This window comes from Methylobacterium sp. Leaf91, assembly GCF_001422815.1.
Lineage (GTDB): Bacteria > Pseudomonadota > Alphaproteobacteria > Rhizobiales > Beijerinckiaceae > Methylobacterium.
On sequence record NZ_LMMP01000034.1, the window covers coordinates 96,017 to 112,610 of the forward strand.

The following is a 16,594-nucleotide window of genomic DNA, read 5'->3' on the forward strand; positions in this document are numbered from 1 at the left end:
ATGTGACGTGCACATCGACCCGGTGGCGCGCCTCTTGCGACGATGCCGAGATAAAAGGGGAGGCGCGAATGGCGCTCGCTGCGTTCGACGAGATGAATGGGATACCCGGCGCCGCAATGGGCGATTCCGCGGTACGAGAAGCCTATGACAGTCTGAAATCCTGGCTCGACACGACTCCGCCCGAGCATTTCAATACGCGTCGTAGTCAAGCCGAAATGTTGTTTCGGCGGATCGGCATCACTTTCGCCGTTTACGGTGCAAACGAATCCACTGAGCGACTGATCCCTTTCGACATCATCCCACGGGTTATCACCAAGCCGGAATGGAGCTTCCTGGAGCGCGGGCTGAAACAGCGCGTCACCGCGATCAATGCCTTCCTCAGCGACATCTATGGCGCGCAGGAATGCATCAAAGCCGGGATCATTCCGGCTGATCTGGTCTATCGCAATCCGCACTACCGGATGGAGATGCGGGCCTTCAAAGTCCCGCACGATCTCTATGTGCACATCGCCGGTATCGATATCGTCCGTACCGGCGAGAACGACTTCTTCGTGCTCGAGGACAATGCCCGCACGCCGTCCGGCGTCTCCTACATGCTGGAGAACCGGGAAGTGATGCTGCGGCTCTTCCCCGAATTGTTTTCGCGCCATCGCGTGGCGCCGGTGGAGAATTATCCGGATTCCCTGCTCGCGACCCTACGCAGCCTGGCCCCGCAGACGGCGACCAGAGATCCCTCCGTCGTATTGCTCACCCCCGGTCGCTACAATTCGGCTTTCTACGAACACTCTTTCCTGGCCGACAAGCTTGGCGTCGATCTGGTGGAGGCATCTGACCTCTTCACCAAGGACGACGTCGTCTACATGCGCACCACGGAAGGCCCGCGCCGAGTCGATGTCATCTACCGCCGCCTGGACGACGATTTCCTCGACCCCCTGGTGTTTCGCCCCGATTCGGTTCTCGGCGTGCCCGGCCTCATGAATGCCTATGAGCGCGGGACGGTAACCCTTGCCAACGCGGTCGGCACCGGTATCGCGGACGACAAGGCGGTCTACAGCTACATGCCGGAGATCGTAAAATTCTTCACCGGCGAGGAGCCCATCCTTCACAACGTGCCGACATACCGGTGCCGCGAAAAGGAGGCCTTCTCCTACGTGATGGATAATCTGGCCGATCTCGTCGTGAAGGAAGTCAACGGGTCGGGGGGCTACGGCATGCTGGTCGGTCCGCATGCCACGAAGCGGGAAATCGAAGATTTCGGGCGCAAGCTCCGCCACTCACCGGATGGGTTCATCGCCCAGCCGACCCTTGCTCTCTCAACGTGCCCAACATTCGTTGCATCCGGCGTCGCACCGCGCCACGTCGATCTGCGACCGTTCGTGTTATGCGGCTCCGACGAAATCAGGATCGTTCCCGGCGGTCTGACACGTGTTGCCCTCAAGGAAGGGTCGCTCGTCGTCAATTCGAGCCAGGGCGGTGGCACCAAAGACACTTGGGTACTCGACGCCTGACATCACGTTCGAACTCACCTCGCGCGAGAGGTGGATCGTTTTCTCGTCTATCGCCTTAACGGAAGCCCATGCTGTCCCGGACCGCCGACAATCTTTACTGGCTCTCGCGCTACGCCGAGCGGGCCGAATTCGTGGCTCGCATCCTCGATGCGGCTCACCGGCTCGCGGCCCTGCCGTCGAGCTACGGCGGTGGCGAGACCAACGAATGGGCGTCGGCACTGGCTTCGGCGGGAGACCCGGAAGTGTTCAAGACGCTTTATGACAGCGTCAACGAAGCGACCGTGTGCAACTTCCTGGCTTTCTCACCGCACAACCCTTCTTCGATCCGCTCCTGCATCGAGACGGCGCGAGAAAACGCGAGGTCCGTGCGTACTGCACTGACCACGGAAATGTGGGACGCGATCAACGGTGCCTGGCTCGAACTGCGCAACTACGAAGGTCGTGACCTCACTCGCGATGAGTTCAGCCGTTTCCTCGAATGGGTGAAAGGTGTGTCCCTCGCGTTCGACGGCTCAGCCTATCGTACGATGCTACGGAACGACGCCTATTGGTTCACAAGACTCGGCACCGCCATTGAGCGGGCGGATAATACCGCCCGTATCCTTGATGTGAAATACCGTATTCTTCTGCCGGCCACTGAGAAAGTCGGTGGAAGCCTTGATTATTTCCAATGGACTACGATCCTTCGTGAGGTTTCGGCTTTTAACGCTTATCATTGGGTGTACCGTGAAAGCGTCAAACCGCTCCTGGTGGCCGACCTGCTCATCCTCAACCGGCAGATGCCGCGCTCCCTCACCAATTGCTACGGCATGCTGGTGGAGCATCTCGATCTTATCGCCGACGCCTATGGCAGGCGTGGGGCTAGTCAGCGGTTGGCGAGCAACACTCTCGCACGCCTTGAAAGCGAGAATATCGACCGGGTCTTCCGGTCGGGGCTACACGAGTTTGTCACTGCCTTCATCGTCGAGAACAATCGCCTCGGCGCGGCCGTCATCGAACAATATCTGGTGTAGGGTTCCGTCGAATCCTGAGCTCTGCAAGAGACGTCCATGCGCATCCGCGTTTTCCATGAGACCAACTACACTTACGAGCAGCCCGCTCGCGGCCTGATCCAACTCCTGCGTCTTCGTCCGCGTGACCATGACGGGCAATACGTCCGCCGCTGGCGGATCGAGCCGTCTGTGGATGGGCGGGTCAGCGAGCGCGAGGACGGCTTCGGTAATGTCACGCACTGGTTCACGGCGGACGAGCCTGCGGATGCCCTGACCATCCGGGTGACCGGCGAAGTCGACACCAACGAGATGCATGGGATCGTCCGCGGCACGGTGGAACGCCTTCCAGACGTTTTCTACCTGCGCGATTCCGATTTAGCGGTGGCCAATACCGAGCTTCAGGCTTTTGCTAAAAGCGTGGTCGACGAAGGGGATTCCTCAGTGCTCCCCTGCCTCCACCGTCTCCTTGCCGCTGTCTTCGACACGGTCGCTTTCGAGCCGGGTCCGGCCAGCGCCAGCACCACCGCTGCGCAATCCTTCGCCGCCGGAAAGGGCGTCTGCCAGGATCTCGCCCATATTTTCATCGCGGCCGCGCGACATCTCGAGATTCCCGCCCGCTACGTCTCGGGCTATTTCTTCCACGCCGAAGGCGGGGAGGACCAGGGAGCGGGGCATGCTTGGGCGGAAGCCCTGGTGCCCGGCCTTGGATGGGTAGGTTTCGACCCTGCAAATGGTATCGCTACGACCGAGGCGCATATCCGTGTCGCCATCGGGCTGGATTATTTGGGTGCGGCCCCGATCAGAGGCAGCCGGATGGGTGGCGGGACTGAAACGCTCGAAGTAAAGCTTCGCGTCGAACAGGTCCAAGCCGCCGTCCAGGTTTAATCTGTCGCATCGTGAGGCATGGCTCGAGATTCTCGGGCCATCGGGGGTATCGGTATCATGACCTATTGCGTCGGGCTCCTCGTCGAGGAAGGACTCGTGATGGTTGCCGATACCCGCACGAATGCGGGACTCGACGACATCTCGACCTATCGCAAGCTGCATCATTTCAACGTGCCGGGCGAACGGGTGATGATGCTGGCCTCGGCAGGCAATCTATCTGTGACGCAGTCGGTTCTCAGCATGTTGGCCGAGGGCGTCTCTGGCGATGACGGCGAACCTACACTGAAGATCACCGAAACCACGACGATGTTTCAGGCGGCCCAGCTCATCGGCAAGGCGATCCGCCGTGTGCGTGCCATCGAGAAGGCCGGGTTCGAGGCAGCGAACCTGCGATTCTCCATCTCGCTGCTGTTCGGCGGTCAGATCGGCAATGAGCCGATGCGCCTGTTTCTCATCTACTCGGCCGGAAACTTCATCGAGTGCAGCACCGACGCACCGTTCCTTCAGATTGGTGAGCATAAATACGGCAAGCCCATCCTCGATCGGGCCGTGAAGTTCGAGACGGACCTCTATGACGCCCTGAAGGTGGGCCTCGTTTCCATGGATTCGACGATGCGTTCGAATCTGGGTGTGGGTTTGCCGATCGATATCGCCGTGTGCCGACGCGATGCCCTCGACCTTGAGGTGAGCCATCGGATCGAGGCAGGAGAGTCATATTTCCACGATTTACGGGAGCGGTGGTCGGCCGCTCTGCGCGCGGCGCACCGGGCTATCCCACGTCCTCCCTACGGGCCTGCCCCGCGCTAGCCCGGAGCCTCCCAGGCTTCGCGATAGGCACGTACCGCCCCCTCCGGATCCTTGGCCCTCATGACCCCGCCCATGATCGCAATTCCGGCAAAGCCGGCATTGCGGCAGGCGCGGGTATTCAGCGGGCTGATTCCCCCTAGGGCAAGGACTGGTATCTCACGCCTACGAGCAGATTGGAGCGCAGCCGGCCCGAGTGCGGGCCCGTATCCCGGCTTGCTTTGCGTCGCGAAAATTGGGCTAAGGGTCGCGTAGTCCACGCCCAGTTCAGCGGCCCTGTCGATCTCGGCTGGAGAATGGGCCGAGATGCCAACCAGGCATACGGATGGAAGTTGTTGCTTTGCCGAAAGGATATCCTCTCGCTTAGCGCCACCACTGAGATGGACACCGTCTGCTCCGATCGCACAGGCGAGCGCCACGTCTCCCCCCACAATGAAAGCGGCACCCATCCTACGCACCGGAATGATCAGGTCTTCGGCAAGGGATTGGCGAGAGGCCGCGTCGAGATCGCGGTCCCTGAACCAGATCCAGCGGACACCGCCGGTGAGGGCCGCCTCGACCCTTTCAACCAACGGGATGTCACTCCCCGTCCGGTCCGTTACGACGAGTAGACCGGATGGTTTCGGCGTCACGAGCCCACGAGACCGAGTTGCGGGCTCGACGGATCTGCGCGGCCTCGCTTAGGGATTCGCCCAGCAAGATGGGCGAGGCGACCGGCCTCGACGGCATGACGCATGGCGCGAGCCATGCGAACCGGATCGTCCGCTTTGGCCACAGCGGTATTGAGAAGACAGCCCGCCGCGCCGAGCTCCATGGCGACCACAGCATCGGAAGCGGTGCCGATTCCGGCATCGACAATGACCGGCACACTGGCCCGCCGACAGATCAACTCGAGATTAGCGGGGTTGGCGACCCCCATACCAGACCCGATCAGGGAGCCCATCGGCATCACCGCCGCGCAGCCGATATCAGCAAGCCGCTGACATACGACGGGGTCGTCATTGCAATAGGGCAGGACGACGAACCCATCATCGACGAGATGGCGACAAGCGGCCAGCAATTCGGACACGTCCGGGTAAAGCGTTTCCCGGTCACCGATGACTTCGACCTTTATCCAGTTCGTATCGAGGGCTTCACGGGCGAGATCGGCGGTCATGATCGCATCGCGAGCAGTCTCGCAGCCAGCAGTATTGGGCAGGAAACGATAGCCCTTCAGGCGCCGCACAGTATCCGAACCATGGCCTTGCAGCGAGACGCGGCGAATCGAGGCGGTGACGACCTCTGCACCGGATGCTTCGACCGCATCGACCATGATGCTCTGCGTTGGATAACCAGCAGTGCCGATTAAAAGGCGGGAGCTCAAGGCCACGCCGGCGATGACCAATGCATCGTCCGCAGCAGTTTCGATCGTACGTCCGTTCATGATGATTGTCCTCCGGCTATCCGCCCTGCATGGCACGCACGATCTCGACCTTGTCGCCTTCCGTGATGGCGGTCGTCTCCCAATCCCGCCGGCGAACGACCGTGCCGTTCACCGCGATGGCAATGCCCTGCGGGCTCTCAATTCCGGTCTGCTCCGCCTCGAGCCGGAAGAGCGCCGACACATCTCCGGCCTCGATCTCGCGAGGCTGTCCGTTGATGCTGATCTTCATGCGAAGGCCCTCCTCTCGCGCTGCACAGATCGGTGGAATCGAGCGAGACCGAAACTGCTTGCGATATCGGGCAACGCGCCGGTGGTAACGAGCTCGGCCACGCAATCGGCCGTGGCTGGAGCGAGAAGATATCCGTTGCGGTGATGCCCGGTGGCGACCACGAGGCCAGGAGCCAGAGTATCGATGATCGGCGCATCGTCGTCGGAGGTTGGCCGAAAACCACTCCAGACCGCCTCGACCTCCATCTCCTCAATGCCGGGTAGAACCCGACGCGCTCCCTCCAACAACGCATAAAGACCACCGGCGGTGACGCCGGGGACGAAGCCGCAATCCTCGACCGTAGCGCCTATGATAAGATGGCCATCTGCCTTCGGGGCCATATGGACCTGCTCGGTCCAGACCATGTGCGAGAGATTGCCGGTCCGTGTTGTAGTCTTCAGCGCCAGAGATTGACCCCGCAAGGGTCTCACCGGCAAAGCAAGTTCATCGGGAAGAAGGCTGTCGTCGCCGCTCCAGGCACCGGTTGCAAGGATCAGGGTCGCCGCCGAGATATGCCCGCGAGACGTGGCAGCACCGCAGACCCGGTCGCCTACCCAATCGAGCGCCTCCACTGCGCATTGCTCGACGATTGTGACACCGGCAGCCTGATTGGCGCGGGTGAGCCCGGCCATCACGAGACGTGGATCGACCTGATGGTCGTCAGGGCAGAACAGACCAGCCGTCACGGAGGGGCGTAGGGTAGGCTCCAAAGCACGAACCTCCGACCCCGGCAACCAGCGGGCGGAAAGTCCAGACCGGATCTGCAGGTCGTGCCGAAATCGAAGGCGGTCGACCTCATCGCGACCGATGGCTACGACGAGAGTCCCCTCCTCCCGGTAGTCGATGCTAATACCCGAGGCGGCCTGGAGTTCGTCGCGAAAGCCCGGCCAGCGTGCCAAGCTTTCAAGCGCCAGACGCAGTAGAGGATCCGAACCCGGCTCATGCTCCGCAGCCGGTGCCAGCATCCCCGTTGCGGCGAGGCTCGCGCCGACGCCGACGGTGTCGCGCTCGATGACCGTGACGCTTAGCCCGGCTTGAGCCAGACGCCACGCACAAGAGAGACCGATCAATCCTGCGCCCACAACGACGACATCGCTTCGGGTTGGCAAAGCGTTGCTATCAATGACGATACCCGTCGCTCTACGGGAACCGATGGTCGGATTAGCTGAGACGTCCAAAAGGAACCTCCGCGATGCTTCGCAAAGATTGGTGTCCTTCAGCTCCGATCCGAAGCGTGCCGAGCTCCCTTCGAGAGAAACCCGCGGTCCAATCCCTACGCCGGTATGAGCCGGTTCAGGTTCAAAGGATTTCCGCGCCGCCCGGGCTCATGGCCCAAGCTCATCGGTTTCTCAGCCCCTTGACGGGGATCTCCCTGGAACGCCCATGATGTGGGTAACGATCGCGCCTCGGTCAATCCCCAGGGGCGCCTCGGGATACAAGAACCCGTGTCAGACGGGCACAGGTGTTCTCCCTGGCCGATAGACGCCCATTGGTTCGGCGAATCCATCGAGGTCGTGTTCGCCGAGAGCTTCCGACTCATCCCAGAGGAAATCGACGAACGGTTTCGACATGAGAAGCGGCTCTCCAAGCGTCTTGTTCAGGCGCGCGAGGCGGCTTGCAAGGTTCACATCGCGGCCGATGACGGTGAAGTCGAGCCGGGCGCCCGATCCGACATTTCCATAGGCCGCCTCGCCATGGTGGAGAGCGATACCCGCAACGACGGGTTGAGCGAACCGACCAATGGCATTTGCCTCGTCGAGTGCGGCTAGGGCCGTTCGCGCTGCGATGAGTGCGCCTTTAGCGGCTCCGCCAAGGTCGTCGCCGCGTTCGCGGAAGATCGCCAGCAGCCCATCGCCGAGGTATTTCAACACTTCGCCACCTTCGCGCTCGACGGCCGGCACAAGGCAATCGAAGAAGATATTGAGGAGGTCCACAGCCTCCTCTGGTGTCATATTTGCCGAAATCTGGGTGTAGTCACGCATATCTGCAAAAAAAATCGCAGATCGAATACGCTTGACTTGCCCCCGGCGGATATCACCGGAGAGAATAGCTCGGTGAGGCTCGTCACCGACATAAATTCGTAGAACCTGATCCAGCGTCTTGTTGACGATCCGCATCTCCATCACTGCCGCCAGCGTGGGCATGACGAAACGGAGGATCGCGATGTCTTCGTCTCGAAAGCCGCCGACCGCGCGAGTTGCGAAGGTGATGCCGTTACGCGTGCCATTGGTAAAGAACAACGGCGCAACGATATAGTGAGTGTAACCTTCGGCCTTGAGTTCGGGAATGATCGAGTACCGTAGATCCTTCGTGTCATTCAGGTCGACGATGAGCCATTCACCGGTCTCGTGGACGGTGAAGAACGGACTATCTCGATAGGCACGGTCGGATGCATCGCCGTGCGGGAACAAGCGGACCGTCGAGCCAGTCTCGCGCGTCCAAAAACGACCCACGCCTGAATACTCGGAGTGCAACGTGTCGATGGCGGTCGATGCGCGATCGACAGGGACACCGAGAGCGATCAACCGCTCAGACATCCCGGCCAGAAGATCATCCGCCTGCGGCAGACGAGCCCCCTCGCTCAAAAGCCAATCCCTGAGGGCGACACTCTCCTGCAGCGACCCGAACGGTACGTCATTCGCCTCCGACCCGTCTGCATCGGCAGTCGGCGGAGGATGGGGCGGACTAAGATCGAGCATGATGCCAAAGTGGGTCGGGGTGGGCGGGGCGACAACAGGTGCCGTCAAGTTCGTCACGAGTTCCCACGAAAATGTCGTCCTATTGGTGCCACGGTAATATGGAATTGGCCATCACCGGCCGATCGTGACGCCGATTTTCTATCTCTACCATCGGATCAGCCCATGCCTTTCGCACATCGCGTTGTCGCCCTCGTGATCGCCATGACGTGTACCGGGGTGGCAAAGGCCGAGCCTGTATCGCTTCCGGCCGCGAACACGCCATCCCGCGCGCAGGCTGCAGCAGGCGACGAGGCTCATGCTCGGACAACATCGAGCTTCTCCGAATCGAACGAAACCAGCAGCCGGCGCCAGGCAACCTTCAATGAACGGATCGCCCGGCGCGGTGAACGGGCTATCGCGTCCTTGTGCAATGGCTGTGGAACGGACGCATCTCGGCAAAAGCCCAGGGCCACCAATCCCGTAAATCCTATGGCAGGAGCCATCATGCCGGATGCAGAAAGTATCTATTCGCGCAAGCGCGGCTTCGACCCATCGCGTGCGGCAAGCTATTGACGCGTAGGTGGCCAAGGCCGACGAGCCGTCGCGTCCCTTATTTACGGGTCATAGGCCCTGAACGAGAATGGCGCACCGAGGGATGCGCCATTCTAGATTCTGAAAGATGATCGTCGCCTGAAACGCGGAACGATCCGACCTCAGTTGTCCAAGAAGCTTCGCAACTTCCTGGAGCGGCTCGGGTGCTTCAGCTTCCGCAGCGCCTTGGCTTCGATCTGACGGATACGCTCACGCGTGACAGAGAATTGCTGACCGACCTCTTCGAGGGTGTGGTCGGTATTCATACCGATGCCGAAGCGCATGCGCAGCACACGCTCCTCGCGCGGCGTCAGCGAGGCCAGCACGCGAGTGGTGGTCTCGCGCAGGTTCGACTGGATCGCCGCATCGATCGGCAGAACGACGTTCTTGTCCTCGATGAAATCGCCGAGATGCGAATCCTCCTCGTCGCCGATAGGCGTTTCGAGGGAGATCGGCTCCTTGGCGATCTTCAGGACTTTCCGGACTTTCTCCAAAGGCATGGCAAGCTTCTCGGCCAGCTCCTCGGGAGTCGGTTCGCGGCCGATCTCGTGCAGCATCTGGCGCGAGGTCCGGACAATCTTGTTGATCGTCTCGATCATGTGCACCGGAATGCGGATGGTGCGCGCCTGATCGGCGATCGAGCGAGTGATCGCCTGCCTGATCCACCACGTGGCATAGGTCGAGAACTTGTAGCCGCGGCGATACTCGAACTTATCGACGGCCTTCATCAGGCCGATATTGCCCTCCTGGATCAGGTCCAGGAACTGCAGGCCGCGGTTGGTGTATTTCTTGGCGATGGAAATCACGAGACGGAGGTTGGCCTCGATCATCTCCTTCTTGGCCTGACGGGCTTCGCGCTCGCCCTTCTGAACCATGTTGACGATCTTGCGGTATTCGCCGATCTCCAAGCCGGTCTCCGACGCGAGCGTCAGGATCTGCTCACGCAGATCGGCAACCTGCTTGGCGCCCTTCTCGACAAGGTTCTTCCAGCCCTTGCCGCCGAGCTTGCCGACACGCTCCATCCAATTCGGATCGAGCTCCCAGCCCTGGTAGTGGCGCAGAAACTCGTCGCGGGCGACGCCATGGCTCTCGGCATAGCGCATGAGGCGACCCTCATGGCTGATGAGGCGCTTGTTGATGTCGTAAAGCTGCTCGACCAGCGCTTCGATGCGGTTCGAGTTGAGTGACAGCGACTTCACGTCGGCGACGACGGTATCCTTGAGGTCGGACTGCTTTTGACTCTGAGCGGAGGTCTGCGTTCCGCCACCCGCCTTGAGATCGGCATGCTCGTTCTGGAGCTTGCGCAGCTTCTTATAGTTGTTGGCGATGTTGTCGAACGTCTCGAGAACGCGCGGCTTGATCTCAGCTTCCATCGCCGCGAGCGAAACGTTGTTCTCCATGTCGTCTTCGTCGTCGCCGCCCTCAGAGGGGATCGGCGCCTCGGCCTCGGCCTCGTCCGCATCCTCGCCCTCGGTGAGCTGAGGAGCGTTCTTCGCGTCCGGCCCGGCATAGGTCGCCTCTAGGTCGATGATGTCGCGCAGCAGCACGCGTCCGTCGACGAGCTCATCGCGCCAGATGATGATGGCCTGGAAGGTAAGCGGACTCTCGCAGAGGCCCGCGATCATCGCCTCGCGGCCGGCCTCGATGCGCTTCGCAATGGCGATTTCGCCCTCACGGGAGAGTAGCTCCACCGAGCCCATCTCGCGCAGGTACATGCGAACCGGATCGTCGGTACGATCAGTTGGTTCCTTCGCCGTCGTCTCGCGAACGGCGAGCGGCTTAGTCGGGGCGATCTCGGCGACTTCCGTGCCTTCGGCGGCGTCATCGTCGTCGGACGCTTCACCGTTGGCGGGCTTGTCGCCCCCAGCATCCTCGGTCTCTTCGGCCTCGACGACGTTGATGCCCATCTCGGACAGCTGTGACAGCACGTCCTCGAGTTGATCCGGATCGGACTGCCCCTCAGGCAGCACCTCGTTGATCTCCTCATAGGTGATGTAGCCGCGCTTCTTAGCGAGCTTCACCATCCGCTTTACCGAGGCATCGGTCAGATCGAGGAGCGGTCCGTCGGTCTGTTGCTCAGGAGCAGCATCCGCATCGTCCCGTTCCGTTGCCTTCGTCGCCATGTTCCGCCTATTGTTGCCCTGGTCGCGTTGAGCGGGAGCGTTCGGCTCACTCCGCGTCGTCCACGCCACCATTCTGTGATGTGCGGCGCGCACGAGGCGACCGCGTCGATATCTCATATTTCGGTGTACAAGCACGACGCTTGACCGATTGTTAACCATGCGCCGCAAGCGGCACCCTAAATCCTGTTTCGTCGTGGTTACGCGGCCGCCGTATCGTCTGATTCTGGCACGTCGGCGTCTGCCTCTGCCCCTGCGACTACGGCCATACGTTCCTTGACGTCGCAAAGCCAAGCGAAGTTGGCCTCGGATTCATCCTCGACCAGTGCGCGCTCGGCAGAGCGAAGCTCGCTATTTAGCGCGCCAGACTTCCGGTGCAAGATCACGGCCTGACGCAATGCGTCTTCCAGCCGCATCCGGTCTGCATGTGGATCGAGCGTCCAGCGGTCACCAGGCCGGACATGGGAGGCGAGCCGTATCGCTGCCTCGCCGAGCCCAGCCCTGCGCAAACGAGTTTCCAGCACCTCCACATCCGGCTGATCGGCGTCCGCGGCCTGGTCCAGCAGCAGGGACCGTAGCGCCTGTGCGTCGGGATCGTCGAGTTCCAGCGCTGCCAGATCCTCGGCTTCTATCCCCAATAATTCCGGGTGAGCCAGCAAGCTCGAGACGATCATAGCCTCACGATCGCGAAACATTGCCGTCCCGCCGGAATTAGTCGATCCAGCAAAGAGCGGGTTGAACTTCGTAGTGATTCGCGGTGATGGCGGCGGATCACCAGGTCGCGGTTTGCGCTGAAACGTCGATACACCACCGTTCCGGGGCTCATAACCGGTCCGACGCTGGCCACCGCTACTAGCGGGTGAGAGGCCACGAAGGCGCCCCTCTATCTCATCCTTATAGAACCGTCTCACTGTCTCGTCGCGGATCGAAGCGACCATCTCGCGAAGCCCTTTGGCGAGACCAGCCTTGCGTTCGGGCGTATCCGCTGGCGTGGATTCCGTAGCGCGCGACCATAGAACGTCGACAAGGGGGCGGGCGCCTTCGAGAACGCGATCGATGGCCGAAGCGCCGGCCGAGCGGAGCAGGTCATCGGGGTCCTGCCCCTCCGGCAGAAGCGCGAAGCGCAGCGACTTTCCAGGCGTCAATCCCGGCAGGGCCACATCGAGTGCCTTGAACGCCGCGCGCTGGCCGGCGCCGTCACCGTCGAAACACAGGATCGGCTCGTCGGCATGGCGCCAGAGCAGCGCCAGCTGTTCCTCCGTTAAGGCCGTGCCGAGGCCGGCGACAGCGTTCGGGTGTCCGGCCATGGTCATGGCGATAACGTCGACATAGCCTTCCACCGCGATGATCGTCCCGCGATCATGGGCCGCCTTGCGGGCGCCGTGCAGGTTGTAGAGCACCTGCCCCTTGTGGAAGAGCGGGGTCTCCGGCGAATTCATGTACTTCGCCTTGGCGTCGGCCTGCATCGCCCGGCCCCCGAAGGCGATGACCCGGCCCCGGCTGTCGGTGATGGGAAACATCACCCGGTCGCGGAACTTGTCGAAGGGGACGGCGATGTCGTCGCCGCTGACGAGCAGGCCCAGTTCGGCCATCAGCTCCTTGTCCACGTCCTTCGCGGCCAGATGATCGCGCAGGCCGTAGCGCTCCGACGTGGCGTAGCCGAGCCGGAAACGCGAGCGGATCTCGGGGCCGAGTTCGCGCCGGTCGAGATAGGCGCGGGCGCCGGTACCGAGGCGGCCCTTGAGCTGGTCCTCGTAATAGGCGGCCGCCAGTTCCATGACCTCGAAAGCGCCGGTGCGCTTGGTTTCCATCTCCCGCGTGTCGGCGCTGGGCGCGGGCAGGGTCACCCCCGCCTCCCCGGCCAGGCGCTCCACCGCCTCGGGAAAGCTGAGGCCCTCGGTCTCCATCAGGAACGTGAAGACGTCGCCGTGCTTACCGCTCGAAAAACAGTGGTAGAACTGCTTCTGGTCGTTCACATAGAAGGACGGCGTCTTCTCCGAGTTGAAGGGCGATAGGCCGCGCCACTCGCGGCCCGCCTTCTTCAGCCTAACCCGCCGCCCGACCACGTCGGAGGCGGGAAGCCGCGCTCTGATCTCTTCGAGGATGTGGGGCGGGTAACGCACTGGGGCACCGAACCTTTGCAGAGGTTCATTCTAGCCCAGTGCGTTTAAAGAGTCCCGAACGCTTCGACGCGCGCTCCCCCCAGAAACCCCATCAGTCAGGATTTGGCGTTCAGCACGTCCTTCACCAGACCGCTAGCCTTGCCGAAATCCATCCGGCCCGCGAAATTTCCTTTCAACACGGCAATGACCTTGCCCATGTCCTTAGGACCAGCCGCACCGGTTTCCGCGACAGCCGCCTCGATCGCAGCTCTCGTCTCGGCCTCATCCATCTGTTGGGGCAGATAACCCGCGATGATCGCAGCCTCGGCCCGCTCATTCTCGGCGAGTTCGGGGCGGCCACCCTGATCATAGACGCCAGCGGATTCGTTCCGCTGTTTGATCATTTTCTGCAGTAGTGCGAGAATTTCTTCCTCTGTGGCTGGCTCTTTGCCGAGACCGCGGGCCTCGATGTCTTTGTCCTTCAAAGCGGCTTGAATCATCCGCACAGTGGCGAGCTTGGCCTTGTCGCCGGCCTTCATGGCCTCTTTCATGTCGCTGGTAAGGCGGGCGCGCAGCATGGTTGTCTCCTGAAAGTAGTCCCGATAACGGGAATGGTGTGCGAATTGCGAGATTCTGCGAATCGAAGTGGTTGAGCCGGTCGAACGCCGAGGCCACATTGACCCCATCACGGCCCGCTCGTTATGAGCGCCGCACAATGCGTCACCCGCACGCGCCGTCGTACCGGCGTCGATGGGTCGGCCGGACATAAGCGAGATCGCGACGATGCTGCAAGACGAAGGCGCCCCAGCGCAATCATCCTCCACGCCCGCACCGTGGGCCGAGCCCGTCGCGACAGCCCTCCTCGTGCTGGCCGACGGCACCGTCCTCGAAGGATTCGGCATCGGTCAGACCGGGGCCGCCGATGGCGAGGTCTGTTTCAACACCGCAATGACCGGCTACCAGGAAATCCTCACCGACCCCTCTTATGCCGGCCAGATCGTCACCTTCACCTTTCCGCATATCGGCAATACCGGCACCAACGACGAAGACCTGGAGAGCCTCGACGCGGCCCCCGCCTCCGGCGTCCGCGGCGCGGTCATCGCCTCGGCCGTCACCAACCCGTCGAGCTGGCGCTCGTCGAGCCATCTCGACGCCTGGCTGAAGGCGCGCGGCATCGTCGGCATCACCGGGATCGACACGCGGGCGCTCACAGCCCTCATCCGCGACCACGGCATGCCCAACGCCGTCATCGCCAACGATCCGGAGGGGCGGTTCGACCGCGAGGCACTGAAGGCGCGCGCCGCCGCCCTCGCCCCGATGGAGGGTCTCGACCTCGTTCCGCCGGTCACGAGCCGCGAGACTTCCGATTGGTCGCAGACGACCTGGGCGGTGAAGAGCGGCTACGGCAGCCGCCAGATCGGCGAGGGCCTCAAGGTCGTCGCCATCGATTACGGGGTGAAGCGCAACATCCTGCGCCTGCTCGCCGAGGCCGGCTGCGACGTCACCGTCGTGCCTGCCACCACCTCCGCCGCCGCGATCATGGCGATGAAGCCCGACGGTGTCTTCCTCTCGAACGGTCCAGGCGATCCGGCCGCCACCGGCGAATACGCGGTCCCGGTGATCCGCGAGCTTCTGGACGAGAAGGTGCCGACCTTCGGCATCTGCCTGGGACACCAGCTCATGGGCCTCGCGCTCGGCGGACGCACCGTGAAGATGGCTCAGGGCCATCACGGGGCCAACCACCCGGTGAAGGACAAGACCACGGGGAAGGTCGAGATCGTCTCCATGAACCACGGCTTCGCCGTCGATCCGGCCAGCCTGCCCGAGACGGCGGTGGAGACGCATATCTCGCTGTTCGACGGCTCGAATTGCGGACTCACCCTCACCGACCGCCCGGCCTTCTCGGTTCAGCACCACCCGGAAGCCTCGCCGGGCCCACGCGACAGCCACTACCTGTTCGAGCGGTTCGTGGCGCTGATGCGCAGTGGCAAGGCCGAGACGGCTCCCACGGGCGCCGCGTAGGGCCGTTTCGTTCGCCGCGTCAGGCGCTTTCGCACCCATCCATTGAGTTCCGGCGGATCGCCGCCGGGGCATTCGCGAAATGGTTCCCTCGTTGTCACAAAAAACCCGGCTTTGACCGGCACTCCCCGAAGCCAACGACGATCGGCACGGTGACACCGCCGCGACGATCGTCCTACTGCCTTGAGCACGGGGTTTTCCACATGACGTTCGACGACGCGCGCGATGATTTCTCGCGCCTGCATCGGGTCTTCACGTTCCATCTCGGCGTGGCCGTCGCTCTCGCCTGGATGACCGCCCTGTATTCGGCCTGCTACGCCCCCTGGGTCCGCAACATCCGCGCGCTCATCGACCCGGCCGGCGGCACCCAGACCATCGAGAGCACCTGGTCCTTCCTGTTCGTCCTGCCCGTCGTCCTCACGATTGCCTGGCTCAGCCTGTTCTTCGGCCGCGAGATCCTGCGCCGCTCGCAGACCCTGCCCAACGTCGCCCTGGAATTCGCCGCCGCCGCCGCCGTGGCCTTCGGCGTGTTCTATCTTTCCATCGATCGCGCGGTGGCCGCCCTCTATATCGGCCTCTGATCGTACCGCGCGGGTAGTCGGAGGCGGCTTGGCGCCGCCTCCTCTTCTTACGTCACTGAACCTGGGCGAGCAGGGGCACGAACCGCTTGGCGGCGAGCTTGTTGTGCGTCACCGCCTTCGCCGCTTCGAGGTTCTCCGGCTTGTCGCCGACCACCACCACGGCGATCATGCCCATGAGGTAATGCGGCGAGCACTTGATGCCGTAGACCCCGGGCTTGTCGAACTTGACGACCTCTTCTTTGCCCAGGACGGTCTTGAAGGTTTCCGCTCCCTCGGGCGCCATGCCCTTGATCAGTTCGGCATTGTGCCCCTTGTCCTGGGGGACGAACTTGATGCTGTCGCCCGGCGCCAACTTCACGAAGGCAGGGTCGAAGACCATTAGACCACCCGGCCCGCTGTTGAGGGTCTTCACGGCGATCTCGGCGGCGAAAGCGGCTGGGCCGGAGGCGATGCACAGGGCCAGCGTGCCCATGAGCGTTCCTAGCTTTATCATTCTTATCCTCGAATTAGTCTTGTTCGAGATCGACAACGCGCCGATCGTCTCAATTACACAGCTCCGTCTAGGGCGCAATATTTTGCATCTTCTTAGATTTATATTTATTATAGTTTGATTATTCTTGGCG

The 16,594-nt window shown here is 62.2% G+C and carries 16 protein-coding genes and 1 riboswitch; of the genes, 7 read left to right on the forward strand and 9 right to left on the reverse strand.

From position 1 onward, the window contains the following. Positions 1 to 68: 68 nt before the first annotated feature. The 4 genes from ASF32_RS17375 (at position 69) to ASF32_RS17390 (ending at position 4,192) form a co-directional block, all read left to right on the forward strand. Positions 69 to 1,508: a circularly permuted type 2 ATP-grasp protein gene (locus ASF32_RS17375; protein ID WP_056431086.1), complete on the forward strand. Its 1,440-nt coding sequence runs from the start codon at positions 69 to 71 to the stop codon at positions 1,506 to 1,508. A 68-nt stretch (positions 1,509 to 1,576) separates the two neighbouring features. Beyond that, a complete protein-coding gene (locus tag ASF32_RS17380) occupies positions 1,577 to 2,521 on the forward strand; it encodes an alpha-E domain-containing protein (protein ID WP_056431088.1) in 945 nt (314 codons plus the stop codon). Positions 2,522 to 2,557: 36 nt separating this feature from the next. Then, a complete protein-coding gene (locus tag ASF32_RS17385; RefSeq protein WP_056431091.1) occupies positions 2,558 to 3,385 on the forward strand; it encodes a transglutaminase family protein in 828 nt (275 codons plus the stop codon). 57 nt (positions 3,386 to 3,442) lie between these two features. After that, on the forward strand, positions 3,443 to 4,192 hold the full coding sequence (locus ASF32_RS17390) for a hypothetical protein (protein WP_056431094.1): 750 nt from the start codon (positions 3,443 to 3,445) through the stop codon (positions 4,190 to 4,192). Here ASF32_RS17390 and ASF32_RS17395 read toward each other — a convergent pair. From ASF32_RS17395 to ASF32_RS17415, 5 genes are all read right to left on the reverse strand, one after another. Beyond that, positions 4,189 to 4,821: a thiamine phosphate synthase gene (locus ASF32_RS17395; protein ID WP_056431098.1), complete on the reverse strand. Its 633-nt coding sequence runs from the start codon at positions 4,819 to 4,821 to the stop codon at positions 4,189 to 4,191. The genes ASF32_RS17390 and ASF32_RS17395 overlap by 4 nt on opposite strands. Beyond that, the gene (locus ASF32_RS17400) at positions 4,818 to 5,612 is read right to left on the reverse strand and encodes a thiazole synthase (protein WP_056431099.1); all 795 of its coding nucleotides are present in this window, start codon (positions 5,610 to 5,612) and stop codon (positions 4,818 to 4,820) included. Before ASF32_RS17400 ends, ASF32_RS17395 begins: the two co-directional genes overlap by 4 nt. Before the next feature lie 16 nt (positions 5,613 to 5,628). Further along, positions 5,629 to 5,841 carry a sulfur carrier protein ThiS gene (thiS, locus tag ASF32_RS17405; RefSeq protein ID WP_056431100.1) on the reverse strand — a complete coding sequence of 71 codons (213 nt, stop codon included), beginning with the start codon at positions 5,839 to 5,841 and terminating at the stop codon, positions 5,629 to 5,631. Further along, a complete protein-coding gene (gene thiO / locus ASF32_RS17410; RefSeq protein WP_244477906.1) occupies positions 5,838 to 7,034 on the reverse strand; it encodes a glycine oxidase ThiO in 1,197 nt (398 codons plus the stop codon). Before thiO ends, thiS begins: the two co-directional genes overlap by 4 nt. Before the next feature lie 98 nt (positions 7,035 to 7,132). Then, positions 7,133 to 7,263: riboswitch (TPP riboswitch) on the reverse strand. A gap of 65 nt (positions 7,264 to 7,328) precedes the next feature. After that, positions 7,329 to 8,579: an adenylate/guanylate cyclase domain-containing protein gene (locus tag ASF32_RS17415; protein WP_056431106.1), complete on the reverse strand. Its 1,251-nt coding sequence runs from the start codon at positions 8,577 to 8,579 to the stop codon at positions 7,329 to 7,331. Positions 8,580 to 8,741: 162 nt separating this feature from the next. Between ASF32_RS17415 and ASF32_RS24780 the strand changes: the two genes are divergently transcribed. Beyond that, the gene (locus ASF32_RS24780; protein ID WP_082469953.1) at positions 8,742 to 9,131 is read left to right on the forward strand and encodes a hypothetical protein; all 390 of its coding nucleotides are present in this window, start codon (positions 8,742 to 8,744) and stop codon (positions 9,129 to 9,131) included. A gap of 140 nt (positions 9,132 to 9,271) precedes the next feature. On the opposite strand, the gene rpoD is transcribed toward ASF32_RS24780, so the two are convergent. The 3 genes from rpoD to ASF32_RS17430 form a co-directional block, all read right to left on the reverse strand. Further along, positions 9,272 to 11,272 (reverse strand): RNA polymerase sigma factor RpoD, encoded by a 2,001-nt coding sequence (gene rpoD / locus ASF32_RS17420; protein WP_056431109.1) that lies wholly within the window; start codon positions 11,270 to 11,272, stop codon positions 9,272 to 9,274. A gap of 197 nt (positions 11,273 to 11,469) precedes the next feature. Continuing rightward, positions 11,470 to 13,392 (reverse strand): DNA primase, encoded by a 1,923-nt coding sequence (gene dnaG, locus ASF32_RS17425; protein ID WP_082469951.1) that lies wholly within the window; start codon positions 13,390 to 13,392, stop codon positions 11,470 to 11,472. A 95-nt stretch (positions 13,393 to 13,487) separates the two neighbouring features. Further along, positions 13,488 to 13,949 (reverse strand): GatB/YqeY domain-containing protein, encoded by a 462-nt coding sequence (locus ASF32_RS17430; protein ID WP_056431113.1) that lies wholly within the window; start codon positions 13,947 to 13,949, stop codon positions 13,488 to 13,490. A 205-nt stretch (positions 13,950 to 14,154) separates the two neighbouring features. On the opposite strand from ASF32_RS17430, the gene carA reads away from it, so the two are divergent. Further along, positions 14,155 to 15,393: a glutamine-hydrolyzing carbamoyl-phosphate synthase small subunit gene (carA, locus tag ASF32_RS17435; protein WP_056431116.1), complete on the forward strand. Its 1,239-nt coding sequence runs from the start codon at positions 14,155 to 14,157 to the stop codon at positions 15,391 to 15,393. A gap of 200 nt (positions 15,394 to 15,593) precedes the next feature. Continuing rightward, complete coding sequence (locus tag ASF32_RS17440; protein WP_056431120.1) at positions 15,594 to 15,971, forward strand: hypothetical protein; 378 nt, start codon at positions 15,594 to 15,596, stop codon at positions 15,969 to 15,971. A 52-nt stretch (positions 15,972 to 16,023) separates the two neighbouring features. On the opposite strand, the gene ASF32_RS17445 is transcribed toward ASF32_RS17440, so the two are convergent. Beyond that, entirely contained in the window at positions 16,024 to 16,443 is a 420-nt protein-coding gene (locus ASF32_RS17445) for a pseudoazurin (RefSeq protein ID WP_156467869.1), read from the reverse strand. Positions 16,444 to 16,594 lie beyond the last annotated feature (151 nt).